This is a genomic window from Paenibacillus rhizoryzae, from assembly GCF_059686995.1.
The window spans coordinates 1-16,186 of record NZ_JCAALT010000022.1 but is presented as its reverse complement, the minus strand read 5'-3'; the positions used below and the strand labels follow the sequence as shown (position 1 = coordinate 16,186).

13 protein-coding genes and 1 pseudogene are annotated in these 16,186 nt (G+C 47.0%); 5 read left to right on the top strand and 9 right to left on the bottom strand.

The features are described from left to right. On the top strand, positions 1 to 186 hold a 186-nt coding region (locus AC6ESO_RS30145; protein ID WP_497094563.1), incomplete at its 5' end, for a hypothetical protein. A gap of 167 nt (positions 187 to 353) precedes the next feature. On the opposite strand, the gene AC6ESO_RS30140 is transcribed toward AC6ESO_RS30145, so the two are convergent. The 4 genes and pseudogenes from AC6ESO_RS30140 to AC6ESO_RS30125 all read right to left on the bottom strand — a co-directional run bounded on the left by AC6ESO_RS30140 (position 354) and on the right by AC6ESO_RS30125 (position 2,414). Beyond that, positions 354 to 950: a TetR/AcrR family transcriptional regulator gene (locus AC6ESO_RS30140; protein ID WP_497094562.1), complete on the bottom strand. Its 597-nt coding sequence runs from the start codon at positions 948 to 950 to the stop codon at positions 354 to 356. Between the two features lie 137 nt (positions 951 to 1,087). Then, positions 1,088 to 1,537, bottom strand: a pseudogene (locus tag AC6ESO_RS30135) (carbohydrate ABC transporter permease); the annotation flags it as partial. Continuing rightward, entirely contained in the window at positions 1,527 to 2,030 is a 504-nt protein-coding gene (locus tag AC6ESO_RS30130) for a hypothetical protein (RefSeq protein ID WP_497094561.1), read from the bottom strand. The pseudogene AC6ESO_RS30135 and the gene AC6ESO_RS30130, both read right to left, overlap by 11 nt. A gap of 162 nt (positions 2,031 to 2,192) precedes the next feature. Next, complete coding sequence (locus AC6ESO_RS30125; protein WP_497094560.1) at positions 2,193 to 2,414, bottom strand: hypothetical protein; 222 nt, start codon at positions 2,412 to 2,414, stop codon at positions 2,193 to 2,195. Positions 2,415 to 2,713: 299 nt separating this feature from the next. Between AC6ESO_RS30125 and AC6ESO_RS30120 the strand changes: the two genes are divergently transcribed. Both AC6ESO_RS30120 and AC6ESO_RS30115 read left to right on the top strand, forming a co-directional pair. Next, positions 2,714 to 4,279: a response regulator transcription factor gene (locus AC6ESO_RS30120; protein WP_497094559.1), complete on the top strand. Its 1,566-nt coding sequence runs from the start codon at positions 2,714 to 2,716 to the stop codon at positions 4,277 to 4,279. Further along, the gene (locus tag AC6ESO_RS30115; protein ID WP_497094558.1) at positions 4,276 to 6,090 is read left to right on the top strand and encodes a sensor histidine kinase; all 1,815 of its coding nucleotides are present in this window, start codon (positions 4,276 to 4,278) and stop codon (positions 6,088 to 6,090) included. Before AC6ESO_RS30120 ends, AC6ESO_RS30115 begins: the two co-directional genes overlap by 4 nt. A gap of 60 nt (positions 6,091 to 6,150) precedes the next feature. On the opposite strand, the gene AC6ESO_RS30110 is transcribed toward AC6ESO_RS30115, so the two are convergent. From AC6ESO_RS30110 to AC6ESO_RS30090, 5 genes are all read right to left on the bottom strand, one after another. Next, complete coding sequence (locus AC6ESO_RS30110) at positions 6,151 to 7,677, bottom strand: ABC transporter substrate-binding protein (RefSeq protein WP_497094557.1); 1,527 nt, start codon at positions 7,675 to 7,677, stop codon at positions 6,151 to 6,153. A gap of 52 nt (positions 7,678 to 7,729) precedes the next feature. Continuing rightward, positions 7,730 to 8,653 carry a carbohydrate ABC transporter permease gene (locus AC6ESO_RS30105; RefSeq protein ID WP_497094556.1) on the bottom strand — a complete coding sequence of 308 codons (924 nt, stop codon included), beginning with the start codon at positions 8,651 to 8,653 and terminating at the stop codon, positions 7,730 to 7,732. Between the two features lie 18 nt (positions 8,654 to 8,671). Beyond that, on the bottom strand, positions 8,672 to 9,592 hold the full coding sequence (locus AC6ESO_RS30100) for an ABC transporter permease subunit (protein ID WP_494822076.1): 921 nt from the start codon (positions 9,590 to 9,592) through the stop codon (positions 8,672 to 8,674). A 37-nt stretch (positions 9,593 to 9,629) separates the two neighbouring features. Beyond that, positions 9,630 to 10,526: a nucleoside hydrolase gene (locus AC6ESO_RS30095; RefSeq protein WP_497094555.1), complete on the bottom strand. Its 897-nt coding sequence runs from the start codon at positions 10,524 to 10,526 to the stop codon at positions 9,630 to 9,632. A gap of 210 nt (positions 10,527 to 10,736) precedes the next feature. After that, positions 10,737 to 12,680 (bottom strand): glucosidase family protein, encoded by a 1,944-nt coding sequence (locus tag AC6ESO_RS30090; protein ID WP_497094554.1) that lies wholly within the window; start codon positions 12,678 to 12,680, stop codon positions 10,737 to 10,739. 332 nt (positions 12,681 to 13,012) lie between these two features. On the opposite strand from AC6ESO_RS30090, the gene AC6ESO_RS30085 reads away from it, so the two are divergent. Then, on the top strand, positions 13,013 to 13,651 hold the full coding sequence (locus tag AC6ESO_RS30085; RefSeq protein WP_497094553.1) for a TetR/AcrR family transcriptional regulator: 639 nt from the start codon (positions 13,013 to 13,015) through the stop codon (positions 13,649 to 13,651). Positions 13,652 to 13,684: 33 nt separating this feature from the next. Beyond that, positions 13,685 to 16,051 carry an MMPL family transporter gene (locus AC6ESO_RS30080; protein WP_497094552.1) on the top strand — a complete coding sequence of 789 codons (2,367 nt, stop codon included), beginning with the start codon at positions 13,685 to 13,687 and terminating at the stop codon, positions 16,049 to 16,051. The last annotated feature ends 135 nt before the right edge of the window (positions 16,052 to 16,186 follow it).

Below are 16,186 nucleotides of genomic sequence, written 5' to 3'. Positions count from 1 at the left end.
CGCTCATTGTTCAGTTTTCAAAGAACAAATACTTGGTTTATTTCCTTCCGGCTCATGACCGGAATTAGATCTTACCATGAATCGAAACATGATTGCAAGCTTTATTTTTCAACTTGTTTTGGCTTCGATCGCCGCTTCCAAGTTGATGTCTCGGAGGCAGAAATAGAATATACCATGGATGAATAGGATGTTGCAACTGTTTTTTTGAAATTATTTGTTCTAGCTGCTTGAATACTTATACCCCCTCTCCTGATAGGCTAAACGGCCACTCCAGTTGCCATCGGATTTTCAACATGATGAATGGCCACTGATTCGCAGTATTGTTCTGCGTATATGGCACTTCCTTACCACTACTACGATTTTGTCTGCCGATACTGACGCAGCAAAGACAATTGCTTCGTAAGAAAAACCGGCGTATACGGCATGTCTTCACGAAGCCACGAGATGATCGTGCCGATCATGGCCGAGGAACTGTACCAGATCGCAATATCTTTGTGAATCCCCGAGCTGGCGAAATCACGTTCACATCCAGGACGTTCAACGCTCTCCGTGATTAGATTCGTCAACAGCTTCAGCAGCCGTTCCGTAAAGACCGTCGTTCGTTTCGCGGCAAGAATGACTTTATAGAACTTGAAATTCTCCGCGATGTGCTCTAGCAGATTGACCATCAACGGCCAATCTACTTCTTCCGCAGCGCTCCGGTTCGGCTTCGGCGCATTGATGATCGAAGTAATTTCCTCAATCATATCGTCAGCCATCTTATCTAACATATCCGGCATGTCCCGATAATGCAGATAGAACGTCACTCGATTGAGCGTGGCACGCTCCGCGAGACGATTGACCGATATTTTCTCGATTTCCATTTCCTGCAGCAATTCAATAAATGCATCGCGAAGCAACCGCCTTGTACGAAGAATGCGGGGATCGATCTGATCCTTGGCATGACCCATAGTAGCTACTTCCTCTCCCGCTAACTCTATATACTGTAAACTATACAACATGTTGTAAATTAGTTCTACCATACAAAATAACCGCATCCGAGCAAAATGCCCGAATGCGGTCGATCGTCGTACAAGATCCTGTATACTTACCCTTTCACAGCTCCCGCCGTTATCCCGGCAACAATCTTCTTATTGAAGAAAATGAATAACACGAGAGGGGGAAGCGTGATAAGCAGAATGTTTGTATAGAGAAGGTTGTATTGCGATATGAATTGACTCATGAAGTTGTAGAGCGTGAGCTGGACCGTTGCATTCTTAGAACCAGGGAAGAAGTAAAGCGGGTTGGTAAAATCATTGAAGATCGCCACCGACGAGGTCACGATGATCGTCGCGTTCACGGGCTTCAGCAGCGGAAATATAATTTGGAAAAACAATCGGAATCCCCCGCAGCCATCTACCACAGACGCTTCATCGATCTCTCGAGGAATCGCGCCCATGAAGCCGCGGTACAGCAGTACGCCAAACGGAAATCCGAGTGCTACCTCGACCATGATGAGTCCCAGCATCGTTTTGAACAGGTGAAGCTTATCCAGTACTGAGCAGTTCCTTCTTCTGAATCAGATGCAATAACGCCCACCCCGTAGTCTGGTTGCGATACTGACTGACCAGATAACCTTTACTCACGGTCGCAGACAGGCCGCTTGCCGTCTTCGACAATTCGATCGTCTGCACCTCCGGATAGACCACTTTAAGCTCCTTCTCCGAGGAATCCACGGCCATGAACATGCCGTTATTATGGCTTTCGCTGAATACGCTGCCGAACATCGACTTGGATAGATTGATGATCAAGAGGCCGATCGCTCTGCCCTTCGGATCCCCCGAATCGCGGAACAGCTTGACTGTCGAGAACGTATCGGACGAATCTCCAAGTACATTGTAATTGAAGAATACCACTTTCCCTTTGGCCGCAACGGCCCGTTTATACCATTCTGATGCTTCAATGTCTTGCTTCTTCGCAGCGGTTTCGTAAATACCCGCATCATCGGATTCCCCAGACAATAGGTTTGGTAGTAGAGATCCAGCACGCACAACGAGTCGACATAACGGGAATCGTAAGAATCGCTGTTGATGACCCGCTGCAGGCGATTGCTGGTTGTGGCATTCATCTCGCTTTGCTGCGTACTTGAATTGAGTTCGCTGCTGAGCAGATCACTGCGGATTTCATCGTTTAAGACGATCGAGCGGTTCAGGTTAAACGTTGCGGAACAGCAAATCGGCCACTTCATTGGACGTCTCCAGGTGGTCGATATTCGTCTGCGTATTGTTAAGCGTCAATGTATCTTTCGCGATATTAAAGGATATATAACCGAGGAGGAATAGAGGTGGCACGGACAACAGAATCATTGCGGCCAGAAATCGACTTCTGACTTTGCGGAAACGAAGCAGCGATAACAGCCTTGATGTCCATCTCATAGGTTTGGCGCCCGCCTTTGATATAATAAACGGTCTGACTGTGGAGATCAGGCCGGATTCTACTTCATTATATAGTATGAAGCAACGAGGTAAAGATTGGATAGTTCGGATTTCATAGAACCGAGGTTCGTTATTTTTGGATAGTCTGGTTGTATCCAGACACAGATTTGTGGTGTAACATGGAGGTACAAGTTTGTTATTTCCAGCTGTATCAAGGTTTTTCCGGCATATGAGGACACGGAATTTGATTGATGACATTACATAATCGGGAGTGAAATCGCATGATTAAACTTCTAGTCGTGGAAGATGAGACCGTTACCAGAAAAGGTCTAATAAAGCACATCAAGTGGAAGGAGCTTGGTGTTGATGTTGTCGAGGAAGCCAAAGACGGAGTAGAAGGCCTCGAAGTAGCTCGCCGCATGCATCCCGATATCGTGGTATCCGATATAAGAATGCCAGGAATGAATGGGATAGAATTCACTTCATCCCTCCGGGAACAGTTCCCTGAATGTAAAATTATCTATATGAGCGGATATTCGGATAAGGAGTATCTTAAAGCCGCTATTCGCTTCAATGCTGTCAGCTATGTCGAGAAACCTATTGTTATTGAAGAGCTGCAAGAGGTTATACAAAAGGCCGTGCATCTATGTATGGAGAATCATAAAGTCAATCATATCAACATGGCGCTTTCAGACAGCCTGCCCTTCATCAGGCAGAATATCGTAAACGAGCTTATTCATAACCATATCGATTGCGATGAACTGAAACGAAGCTTAAACCTTATCGGCGTACCTTTTGAAAAAGGCGACTCTTATACGGTTTCCATCGTAGTCCCTTCCTTTGATGAGGACGAACCTATCAATGAAGTTAAACAAAGCTGCTGCAATAGCATCATCGAATTTCTGAATCATTCCCCGCACGGCTATACCCATTTAGCGGTTATGAAGGACTCCGGCACCATTTTGGTCATTTCCGCACATAAACCGGAACGCAAGATCGACTTTGTTGCGATCTATTCTCTTCTCACCGAGCATTTGAGTGAGCAAGGAATGACGTGCTCAAGATTATCTTGGGTAGTTGGAGGCGCTTCACCCGAAGTGTCGAAAATACGTGATTCCTACGAAACAGCAGCCGGTTTCCTCAAACATCTTTTTTATTACGACTTTGGCACTGTTTTTTACGCTGCCAACAGGGAAGTCTCCGTATACCCTATCCATGCGGAAATTTTAAAATCTTATGCCGAGCTCTTACAGGAGCTTCATAAAGATAAAATCATCCAGTTTACCGAACAGTTATATAGCGTTATTAAGACAAAAACAGGAACTCCGGTAGATGAAGTCAAGAATCTATTCTATCAAATGATGCACATGCTGGTTGAGCAAGCTTCAAAGAGGGGATTGCATCTAAGCACATCCGATCATCAGAAAGAAGAATATGATTGGGCGATAATGTCGCGAATCGATACGCTCAAGCATCTTAAAGGTTATTTCCAGAAGAAGGCCGCGTATCTCCTAGATCGTATCGAAAATATCGAATTGAGCAGCAGAGCCGTTCTTGATGTGATCAAATATATACGAAGCAACTATAGCGACAAGGAAATTTCCGTGAATTTGCTTGCCGAGCACGTTCACCTGACGCCTACGTATCTCTCATCCCTGTTTAGGAAAGAGACAGGCAAAACCATAAGTGAGTTTATTACAGAGGTCCGAATTGAGAACTCGGCCAATTTGTTAATGAAGCCGCAAGCCAAGCTTTATGAGATCGCCGATCGATCTGGTTATAACGATGCCAATTATTTCACGAAGGCCTTTAAGAAAATAACGGGAATGACACCTACGCAATTTAGGAGAAAACACAAATCGTGAAAAAACGGTCCCAGGCTCTAGTCGGATTTTTTATGCATATGAATATTAGGGCAAAGCTGCTCATCTCCTATTTCATTCTCATCTTCTTGCCACTGGCGCTGCTGACTACGATATCCTACACAAATGTATCCAGTGATTACGAGAAACAAATTCTCCATTCCGCAGATCAGTCGTTCGACCAAGCCTATACGTTTCTAAACTATAAGGTAAACACGCTAATAAAGGCATCCGATGTCATCTATTTCAATGCCGATGTTCAAACGATTCTGGCAAGAAACAAGGAAGAGTTCGAGAATGATTATGTGCAGCAGAACATTGACCGGTTGAAATTGGAAAACTTTCTGAGCAGCTTCCAGAATACCGAGGATGTCTACCGGGCGGGTCTGTACGTTCCCGGCTGGATGATGTATGCAGCGCAGAGCTTCAACTTTTATGATAAGGATAGCTTCTCGCATACGCAAAGCTACAAAATGCTCATGTCATCCAAGGATAAGGTCAGCTGGCTTCCACCCCATAGCATTAAAAACAACAGCAGCAACCTCGATCCGGTACAAGTGATTTCGCTCATCAGAAAAATCCGAAATACGGAGCAGACGACAGAGTTCATCGGTATGATCGAGCTGAATATCTTAAAAGAAACGATTGAAAAGATGATTCAAAAGGCTAATATCACCTATGACGGCGTCGTCTATATTCAAAACTCCCATGGCGAAATCATTAGCTGCTCCAACCTGCTCAATTTCAATCGCATCGGCCCGAACACGGAGCTTATCAAGGAACTTCAGAACAACGACACCTTATGGAATAACGCGAAATTCGGCAAAAGCGATTTCGTTATTAAAGCAAGAGCGATCGAAAATACGGATTGGACGATGGTGACGGCGATTCCGTTTACGGAAATATATGCGCAAAGCATCCGAATTCGAGATCTCATGCTTGTATTGATGCTGGTATGCGGACTAGTCTCGTATGGGCTTGCCTATTTCATTACAGGCGCTACCGTCAAGAGAATCCAGCTGCTGAGGAAAAAAATGAGATTGGTCCAGGAAGGCTTTCTTAACGTGGAAGTGAACTCCAAAATTCACGATGAGATCGGCGATTTGACCGACAGCTTCAATCATATGGTCAAGCGAATCAAGCTTCTGGTGGATGAACAATACCAGAACGGCAAGGAGATCAAGAATCTGGAGCTCAAAGCTCTCCAGGCGCAAATCAACCCTCATTTTCTGTACAATACGCTTGAAATGATCAACTGGAAAGCCATTGACAATGACGTACCTGAGATCGCCGTCATCTCGCAATCGCTGGCCAAGTTTTATAAGCTTAGTCTGAATAAAGGCAAAGATATCGTAAGTCTCGAGGACGAGCTCGATCATATCCGCATCTATGTCAAAATTCAGAATCTACGATTTGACGATAAAATCAAGCTGGCAATCGATATTGACCCTGACTTATATAGCTGCAATATCCTGAAACTAATTCTCCAGCCGATTGTCGAAAATTCCATTATCCACGGCATACGTGAAGCCAGGGATAAAGAGAACGGCTCCATTGCGATCACGGGATTTCTGGACAGAAATGATCTGCTCTTGACCGTCAAGGACGATGGCGTGGGCATGCCGCAGAAAAAAGCCGAAGAGATCCTTGCACACGGAAACGCGGCCGATGAAGTCCATGGCTATGGCGTGCGAAACATCAACCACCGGATCAAGCTCTGCTACGGCCAAGAATACGGCCTAACCTACCGCTCCTCGCCGGGTAACGGAACATTGGTCGAAATCAGAATCCCGGCCGTACGTACCGCTGGATAACAAAAGGTTCAGGAAGGGGCTATCCCCTCCTGAACCTTTTGTCCATCTATTACCCGTCAGCTATCTATTGGCTGCAAGAAAGGCATCCAGCTGTTTCTGCATTTCGGCGATGATCTTATCCGAGCCGGCATTTTTGATTTTATCGACCAGCGTCTTCAGACCTTGTTCCGGATCTTTGATATAGCCATAGTTGAGCGGAAGCGCGTACTGCTGCACGACGTTATTGACGGCAGCCATTTCGTTTTTGACAGGCTCGAAATCAGGCGTGAAGAGCGCATAAGGATTATCGAGTGCCCTGTCTGCCAGCTGCTTTCTCACTTCATTAATGTTCGGCGGAGAGTCGACAGGCTCTTTATAGAACTCAGGCGACTTAAAGCCCCAGGAGCAATAGCCTTCAGGTGCAAAGCCATCCAAATCAAGTGCTTTCAGCTTGTTGTCCGCGGTAATCTCATAGTGCTTGCCCTCAATGCCGTAAGTGAGGAGGTTATAATAGCTTTGATCCGTTCTTAGCAATTCCAGGAACATCAGCGCCCGCTCAGGGTTGGCGGCCGATGCCGGGATCGCCATTCCGTCCTGCATGGCTGACGTTTTATACGTGTATTTGCTGTTCGGGAAGAATCTGACATCCCAATCCGGATGCTTCATATAAGCACCTTTCCAGGAATCCTGGTTATGCAAATTGCTGGCCGCTTTGCCGTTCTCGAACATCTTGTCGTCTTTATTGGACAAGATCGATTTCGACCAGTAGTTTTTATCGCCCCACTCCTTCATTTTCTTGTAGTAATCCGATATGCCATCGGTTTCGTACAAGTCCACGATTTTAGCGGAAGCATCATCCATGCTCACCATAAACGGGGAGTACTGCGTCGCCAGGATGTTATAGTAGCCATTTGCGTTTGCGTAATAGCTTTCAAGACCGCCCGACGAGCTAATCTGACCGCTTGGATCCAGTTGCGAATCGTTCTTCACGACGGCATCCAAATATTTGCCGTAATCATCCAGGTTTTCGATCGTTTTCAAACCGTATTTGTCCATCAAGTCGCCACGTACGATATAGCCCATGTCACCATACTGGTAGAATTGCGCGGGCATGGCGTAGAGATGACCGTCAACTTCTGTCTGTTTATACGCATCAGGGGTGATTTGAGCCAAGCTTTTCGGCGCATAGGTCTTAGCCAAATCTTCAATCGCCAGGAAAGCGCCTTTTCGCGCATTGGAATAGAAATTCGTCCACGTGGATGCGTAAATCAGATCGATCGGTTCGCCTGAAGCCAGGAGCAGCGGATATTGCGTGCCGAAATCGGCCCAGCCTACCCAGTTTACTTTTACGGTAGCATTCAAATCCTTCTCGAGCTTCTTGTTTACTTCGGCCAGCACCATGTCGTAATCCTTGGCAGGCGAGCCGATCAGGTACATGTTCAATTCAACCTTCTTGGAAATATCCACAGCTGTATTACCGGCATTTTCTTTTGTGCTGCTTGTATTGCCGTTTGATTCATCGGATTCCGCACCGCCGCAGCCTGTAAGCACAAGCCCCATACTGAGTGCCACACTTAATAGCAATGTTAGTGCTTTTGTCTTCCTCACATGTACTCCCCCTTAAAAATGTTGTTTATACGATAAACCGGATGAACCGAGATTATCCTTTTATTGCGCCGACAGTAAGACCCTTCACGAAATACTTCTGTACATAGGGATAGACAAGGATAATGGGGCCGGTAGCAATAACGGCCATAGCCAGCTTTAGGGATAAGGTGGGGACATCAATCATGGATACGCTTGCTATGCTGGATAGTCTGGATATGGCTTCGGACGATTGCAGCGTCGAGAACAACAAATATTGAAGGGGATACAATTTAATATCCGTTATAAAAAGCATGGCGTTATACCAGTCGTTCCAATATTCCAGCGCATAAAACAGTCCGATTGTCGCAAGCCCGGGTTTCGTTAGCGGTAAAATCAGCTTTAAAAAAATGGTGAAGTCTCCCGCTCCGTCGATTTTTGCGGATTCGCTTATGGAATCGGGTATCGAGCTTATAAAGGTTCTCATCACGATCAAATAAAACACATTGATGATCAGCGGGATGATCAAGGAAAGCAGGCTGTTTTTCAAATGCAGGTATTTGACGAAGAAGATGTACAACGATAGAATCCCGCCGTTGAACAACGTGGTGAAGTAAAAGAAGAACGCAAGCTTGTTTCGATATAAGAAATCCTTTCTGTTCAGCACATAAGCAGTCATCGAAGTGACAAACAGTCCGACGCTGGTTCCAACCACCGTAATGAAAATGGATACTCCATAGGCCCTTAAGATGTCCTCGGGGTACTTGAATAGGACTCTATAAGCCTGTAAAGAAAATTCAGATGGGATGATACCGTAACCATGCTGCGTAATGGCGCTTTCCGAAGTGAATGATCCGGACACCAGCATTTCAAATGGCAGCAAGCATAGCACGACGGCCACGATAACAACCGAATAGCTGATAATGTTGAATAACAGATACGTGCCTTCAATCTTCTTGTGCGCCTTTTCATTCGTGCCGATAGCATGAGGTTGCTGCATAGTTCTCCTCTCCTGTTCCTAAAACAGAGCGTTGTCCGGTTTGGTCTTTCTGATGATTCCATTCACCACCATGATCGTGACGAAGCAGAGCACGGATTGATAGAAGGTTGCCGCAGCCGGCATCGCGATATCGCCGCTTGTAATCAGCGATCTGAATACGAACGTGTCGATTACATCGGTGGCGTCAAAGAGCTGGCCGTTATTCCCGACAATCTGGTAGAACATCTGGAAGTCACCGCGTAGTATTCGGCCCAGATTCAATAGGAAAATGATGAATATCGTTGGCATGATCGATGGAATGGTGATGTAGAATATTTTCTGAAAAATATTGGCCCCATCGATTTCCGCCGCTTCAAAGCACTCGGAGTCGATGCTGACAATAGAGGCAATATAGATAACCGACGTATAGCCAACCCATTTCCACGCGTTAAAAAAACAAATGATGAATACCCATACATAAGGCATGCTGTACAGATTAACCGGATCCAGGTTCAACGCTTTAAGCACCGTATTCAGCGTTCCGGTCTCATAGTTGAAGATGTTGAAAACAAAGACGCCAACAATCGTCCACGAAATAAAGAAGGGCAAGAAAATGATCGATTGCGATATTTTCTTGAAATACCGGCCTCTCATCTCATTGATAAAAATCGCGATCATAATGGCAGACAATTGCGAGGTTACAAGATTCAGCATGTTGTAGAGGATCGTATTTCTCGTTACCAATAAGCCTGTTCCGGAAGTAAAGAAGTATTTGAAGTTCTCGAACCCATTCCATGGACTGCCAAACACGCCAAGGTTAAACCTGTAATCCTTGAATGCCAGTATGATTCCGGCCATAGGGATATAAGCGATCAAGAGAATCAAACAGATCGCAGGTAAAGCCATTAGAAATAAGGTTCTGTTTTTCCGGAGTTCATAGAGAAAGCCGTGCTTGTTCAAACCTGTTCACTTCCTTCGTCTGCAAGTCATATGGGAACTAGTAGCAAACCCTGTCCATATACAGCTTGATAAAAGCTTCCGAATCCACGTTCTTGGCAGCCTGGATGACGGACTGTTCCGCATTTCCGCGCCAGTAGAGTGCGGTTTTGTTATAAGTCGCCCCGCGCGTAAACTCACCTTGGGTCTCCACAACAATCTCATCCCGTTGGAATTCCAGAATTTTATCGTCAAATACCGCGCAAATCGCCAGAGGGTCATGCATCATCGGATAGTGATCCGTTACCTGCTGCCACCTTCCGACTAATTCGCGAATATAAGCAGCCGATCGTTTAGGCTTGGTGAACAACCGGTCGACATCTTCTTTGGTCAGGATACATTGAACCGTAACATCCAGTCCGACAGCCTTAATGGGAATACCCGATTCGAACACGATTCTGGCGGCTTCCGGGTCGCATCTGATATTCCATTCACTGAGGTGGCTGTAAAAACAACCGCCCATCATTACGATTTCTTTCACCTTCGTTTTGAGCTCCGGCTCCTTAAGGATAGCAATCGCAATATTGGTCAAAGGACCGATCGGCACTAATGTGATATCTCCTTCGGATTTCATGACCGTATTGATGATGAAATCTATCGCATCTGTACCGTAACCCTCCGCATGTCCGTCCTTTTCTTCAGAGAATTGGTTCGGGATCTCGTTTAAGTCAACCTTGTTGAGGATCGGACTTCCGATTCCGGCGTATACGGGAATATCTGGCCGGCCGGCCATCTCGAGCATGTTAACTGCTAGTTTTGCCCTGGCTGTCACATTTTTGAATACCGTCGTGATACCGATAACATCCAGTTCGGGCGACTCGAGAGCAAACGCGATCGCCAGTGCATCATCGATATCATCGCCAATATCCGTATCTATGATTATCTTTGTTCTGTCCATAATTCATCCTCCGTATCATCAAATGAAAGGGCTTACAATTGCTTACAAGTAATATTGTAGTCTTAAATCAGAAACGGATATATAAACAAAAATATGATAATAAGTAAAAATATACGATGTTTTGAGCTGCCTCCTATTCGCCTCTTAAACGCTTAGACAACAGAAAAAAACCTTGATAGACCAAGGTCATCAAGGTTTTGGGGCTATTCGTTATGATCGGTTTGGTAGAACAACTTCGATCTTCTCTCCCGGCAAACAAGCATAGGTCAACGTTACTTCATTCACGTCCACTTGAATTTGGAGTCCATTCTCCGTTCTAGTCACTTGAAGATCAAAGTTTCTTCCGAAGGCTTGAATGGAACGGAGGGCCATGGTGTTCCACTCCGCAGGAAGCTGCGGCGCGCATGTGAAGGAATCTAACCCTGACGGCTTGATGCCAAAAACCCCTTCCGTAAAGATACGGCAGTATAACGCGCTCTCTGCAGATAAATGTCTTTGGTTTCCTTCCGGGAACGCCTCAACCGCATAGGGTACGTGGTCGCCCAGCAGCCTTCTTCTTGAGTAAGCTTTAAGATATTGATGCGATTGATCGACTTCTCCCGCCATGAATGTCGCCTGAAAACCATATAGCGTAGAGCGATCCCAGAACGTCCTGTCTCCAGACTGCGTTGCGAGGCCATCCATCGTCCACAGATTAGGCGAATATAGCGCTCTGACAGTGCCCTCTTTGCGATCCATGATTCCCATAGTCAGAGGCAAACAAATCCAAGAGCGTAATTTATCATTGCCTTCATAGTAACGATAGGTATCGTATCCATCGACTGTTGCGCCGAAATAACGTTCAATGGCTTGCCTTACTTGGATTGCTTCCGTACTATACGTTTCTTCCATCGTTTCTTCACCCAGAGATCGAGCTAGTTTAGAGGCTGCGCATAAAGCCCCGTAATAGAGAGAAGAAGTAGAGAGATTAGCTTTCCCCGTAGGAAATCTGCCCTCCAACTCATCCGAGTCGGATGCAACCACGCCTTCATCCGTAAGCTTCCGTTTGCAGTATTCCAAACACCATTGAATGGCCGGCCACAATTCCCGGGCAATCGATACATCTCCCTGGGCAAGCGTGAATAAGGAGGCACCATACGCATACATTGCCGCATCTCCCCGGTCTCCGGCGCCCTCCCATACATCAACGCCTTCCGCAATGATAGAGGAAGGAATACGCGAGTAATCAGGACCCATGAAAGCGCGATATATACGGTAGCAGTTTAAGGATGCCTCGATTCCTGCGCTGTCCCCCAGATACGGAAAGAATGGACCTACGTATTCCGCTTGATCGTTGGCCCAGATAGCTGCATAATAGGAGCCTCCTCCCGGGCCGTGCATTAAACCGCCTTTGGTCGCGAATATGCTCTCCGACGCCCGCAGCTTAGCGAATTCAAACATCTGGTTTAGAACGGGATCCGGTGTTTCAAGCTGCAAAGTGGAATGGATTCGACTTACAAACCCCTCTCGCTTCTCCTCTTCTTCACGCCCATTATAGACTTGAACAGAGTCGAGCAGCTTCCTTCCGCTGATCGTCAAATAGAAGGAAAAAGCCTCATCCGGCTGTAATGTCACTTCCGAAGGCGCATCGTGGATCACATCAAGCAGATAGATGCCATAGACTCCTCTCCTGGTGTGAGAATGGGCCAGAGAAGAGATTTCAATCTTCATGGGCTCCCGTGAATCATTAACAAGCGTGTATTTCTCCATCGCCGCGCTGCAATCCGTGGTTGGGAAGAGCATATGCTCGATACGAAGCTTGTTGTCTGTTCGGCACTTAATGGCAAGCAATCCGTTAAACGTTACTTCGTAGGGTTTCTCCGATCGTACCCGCTCGCCGTTGATTGTGAACGCTGGTATGATCTCCGAGCCATATTCTTGTATTAAGCTGGCATGTGTATCATTAGGAATCGTCCTGAGCATGGGCCAGATCACGCCACGCTTCAGTACCAATTCTCCTTGTCCACCAATTCCATAATGGACGATCATGGATATTCGCTTCCCGCTCATTTCAATATGATCCTCGTGCGGAAGTCTTGTCTCGTTCTTAATCGCCCATGTGATCTGATGCTGACTGTTTAGCGACCAACGGTCGACTGTTTGGATTGCATTCATAGTTATCACCTCTCTGGTATTCGTTCGATTCCCTGCTGATATCATCTCTTATATTAGGGTACGCTAGGAAAATTGAGGATGTACATACCCTCACGGCATTGTCTTTTTCATCACTAAATGACAACGTTTACATCACTATACCAAACGCGGATCGGCGTTACTACTCCATTCCAACATGAACAAGCTCCATCCTCCATTGCCACAAAACCGTCAAACGCTTCCCATTGTGCATCATTGCCCATTGTGCAATAATAATCCCATGTTCATTATTGCCCATTGGGCAATAGGAGTCCTAAGGTACGAATACGAAGTGAGGTGAAGGCCTACGGCCGATGCACATGAACAAGCAAAGCTTGCGTGATGTCAAAAGAGAAGCAACCGCAAATCTACTTGCCGAAGCCGCATTTGATCTCGCAATGGAAAACGGGATGGACGGTTTTGTTGTCGAGGATGTTGTGCAGCGCGCGGGATATTCGAGAAGAACGTTCGCGAATCACTTTTCCTGTAAAGAAGAAGCTGTAGTGATGGGAGCATCCGCCTTTAATAACGTCGATGAAGTGAATGATTTGCTCGAGAACCTGGCCGATCATGCTACTCCGCTTGAGGTTTTGGAGCATCTGGTCAGGATGGAGCTTACAGCCGGTTTATTTCAAAAGACACGCGAGCTCGTCAAGCTTTCCAAAACATATCCGACGTTAGAGCCTTATATCCTTAGTTCACTCCACCGTCATCAAGGCGATGCCGAGGAATTGCTGCTGGACTTGTTCCGGGAACAATATGCGAATGGCTACATCCAACTGCTCGTTGGCGCCGTATATGGTGCTGCACTGCCAATGCTATATGGAAGCAGCAACATTCTGTTTCCCGGTCAAGCAAAGGATGAGTCATCAGAATCTATCTTGTTAGATCACTATCTGAACGAAATGTTTGGCTATTTAAAAAACGGTTTCCAAATGGTTGTGCCGAAATAGCAATTTCTATATAAAAAGGAGAACCACACTGTTATGTCTACATTCCTGTACAAAATAGGTAAAACGGCTTACAACAAGCCTTGGCATTTCATTATTGCCTGGATCGCCATTCTTGGTGTTGTAGGTGCGCTTATTGGCATTAATGGCATCCACACCAGCTCCGAGATGAAGATAAAAGGCACGGAAGCGCAAAGGGTACTCGATCAGCTGGTCGAAGAATTGCCGCAAGCTTCCGGCGGGCAAGCAAGCGTTGTATTCACTGCGCCCAAAGGCGAACGTCTGGACACGCCAGAGAGATTGCAAGCCGTTACTAAAGCAATCCAAGACGTATATGGAATTGAGTATGTCATTAATCCAGCTAAAGCGGCAGCAGCGGCAGGGGCAACGGCTGCTGACGCTAACCAAGCAGCGGCAACAGCTGCTGATAGCACGCAAGCAAGTGATACGAACCAAACCGCTTCAGCAGAGCAGCCTCCGTATGGCCCGCTGATCGTGGATGGAAATCCCGTACCCGGCGTGATGATTTCTGCCGACGGCAACGTCGCTTTGTTCCAGTTCCAGTTTACCGTTCAGCAAATGTCGCTGCCCCAAGAGGTTATCGATACTGTCGTGAAGTCTGTTACTGCAGTTGAACAAGCTAACTTAGGCATTAAAGCATTGCCAAGCGACACGCTTGTAGGCAAACCGGCAATTGGCGCTACCGAAGGGATCGGGATTGTTGTTGCAGCGGTCGTGCTGTTCATTACACTTGGCTCTGTCGTTGCAGCCGGTCTGCCGCTCGTAACGGCACTCCTTGGTGTAGGTATTAGTATTGGAGGCGCTTATGCCCTCTCCAAATTCATTCCGATGACGGATATCACGCCTGCACTAGCCATGATGGTTGGTTTGGCCGTAGGAATCGACTATTCCTTATTTATTGTGAATCGTCAGCGCCGCATGATCCTGGATCAAGGCTTAAGCGCACGCGAAGCTGCGAGCAGAGCGGTTGGCACTGCGGGCAGCGCCGTATTCTTCGCAGGATTGACCGTTATTGTCGCGTTATGCGGGATGGTGGTCATGAATATTGATTTCCTATCCGCTATGGCACTCGTGGCGGCAGCCAGCGTCTTCATTAATGTACTGGTAGCCTTGACGCTGCTGCCGGCATTGCTTGGTCTCGTTGGTGAACGCATCTGTTCAGTCAAAGCGCGGAAGAAAAATAAGGAACAGGCGAAGGTTGCCCGTCAAGGCGTAGCGCATCGCTGGGCGAACGGCGTTGTGAAACGCCGCTGGCTCGTCATTATTGGTGTCATTGTTATTCTCGGGGCTGCTGCCATTCCGACAGCCGAAATGAAATTAGGCATGCCTTCCGGAGATACGGCAAACCTGGATACGGCACAAAGACAAAGCTACGACGCTATTTCCGCCGGCTTTGGTGAAGGCTATAATTCTCCTTTACTGCTGGTTGCCGAACCTTCGGGCTCTTCGGATAAGATTACGCCTGAAGTGCTGGGCAAGCTTGTTCAAGCTATTCAGAAGCATGATGATGTCTCCATCGTAACGCCAATGGGGATTAACCAGACCGGGGACATCGGCATTATTAGCGTCATTCCTAAATCCGGTCCGACGGACGAAGCAACGAGCCATCTCGTTCAGGACCTTCGCGCTAAAGACTCCAGCATCTCACAAAGTAACAACGTGACGATAGGCGTGACCGGTTTTACAGCCATAAACATCGATATGTCAGCAAAATTAGCCGAGGTGTTCCCGCTCTATATCGGCATTATTCTCATCCTGTCTCTGATCATTCTGCTTCTCGTATTCCGGTCGATTCTCGTACCGGTTAAAGCAACGATCGGGTTCCTGCTCAGCATCGTGGCTACCTTCGGGATTACGACAGCTGTCTTCCAATGGGGCTGGCTGCATGCTTGGTTTGGCTTCGACACCGGCGGCCCGCTTCTCAGCTTTATGCCGATCATGGTATCCGGTATTCTGTATGGTCTCGCGATGGATTATCAAGTATTCCTTGTCAGCTCTATGCGTGAAGCCTATGTCCATGGGCATAAAGGAACTACAAGTGTCGTTGAAGGCTACCAGCAAGCAAGCCGTGTCGTCGTGGCGGCAGCCGTCATCATGGTGTCGGTCTTCGCCGGATTCATTCTGACCGAAGACATCATGCTGAAGCAGATCGGTTTCGCTCTCACCATCGGCATTCTGATCGACGCCTTCTTCGTTCGGATGGCGCTTGTTCCCGCGATTATGGCTGTCTTCGGCGATAAAGCGTGGTCGATGCCGAAATGGCTTGACCGTATGATCCCGAACCTGGATGTCGAGGGCGACAAACTGATCGCAGAGCTCAAAGCTGCGAATACGAAAGATACTAAGGATTTGAAGAAGGCTGCACCAAGCCGGGCACATTAATCATAGGAAAGGACCACTGCGGAAGTGATGTGACCCCCATTTGTTAGACGCTATATATTAGGCTGCTTCAAGGGCATGAGTCCGGTACTGAATGGGGCTCATGCCTTTTAGTTTTGCCTTAATTCTGCTGTGATT

Coding starts and splice junctions, on each gene's coding strand:
- AC6ESO_RS30105 (WP_497094556.1), bottom strand. CDS start 8,653: ATGCAGCAACCTCATGCTATCGGCACGAATGAAAAGGCGCACAAGAAG.
- AC6ESO_RS30080 (WP_497094552.1), top strand. CDS start 13,685: ATGTCTACATTCCTGTACAAAATAGGTAAAACGGCTTACAACAAGCCT.
- AC6ESO_RS30090 (WP_497094554.1), bottom strand. CDS start 12,680: ATGAATGCAATCCAAACAGTCGACCGTTGGTCGCTAAACAGTCAGCAT.
- AC6ESO_RS30140 (WP_497094562.1), bottom strand. CDS start 950: ATGGGTCATGCCAAGGATCAGATCGATCCCCGCATTCTTCGTACAAGG.
- AC6ESO_RS30095 (WP_497094555.1), bottom strand. CDS start 10,526: ATGGACAGAACAAAGATAATCATAGATACGGATATTGGCGATGATATC.
- AC6ESO_RS30085 (WP_497094553.1), top strand. CDS start 13,013: ATGCACATGAACAAGCAAAGCTTGCGTGATGTCAAAAGAGAAGCAACC.
- AC6ESO_RS30125 (WP_497094560.1), bottom strand. CDS start 2,414: ATGAGATGGACATCAAGGCTGTTATCGCTGCTTCGTTTCCGCAAAGTC.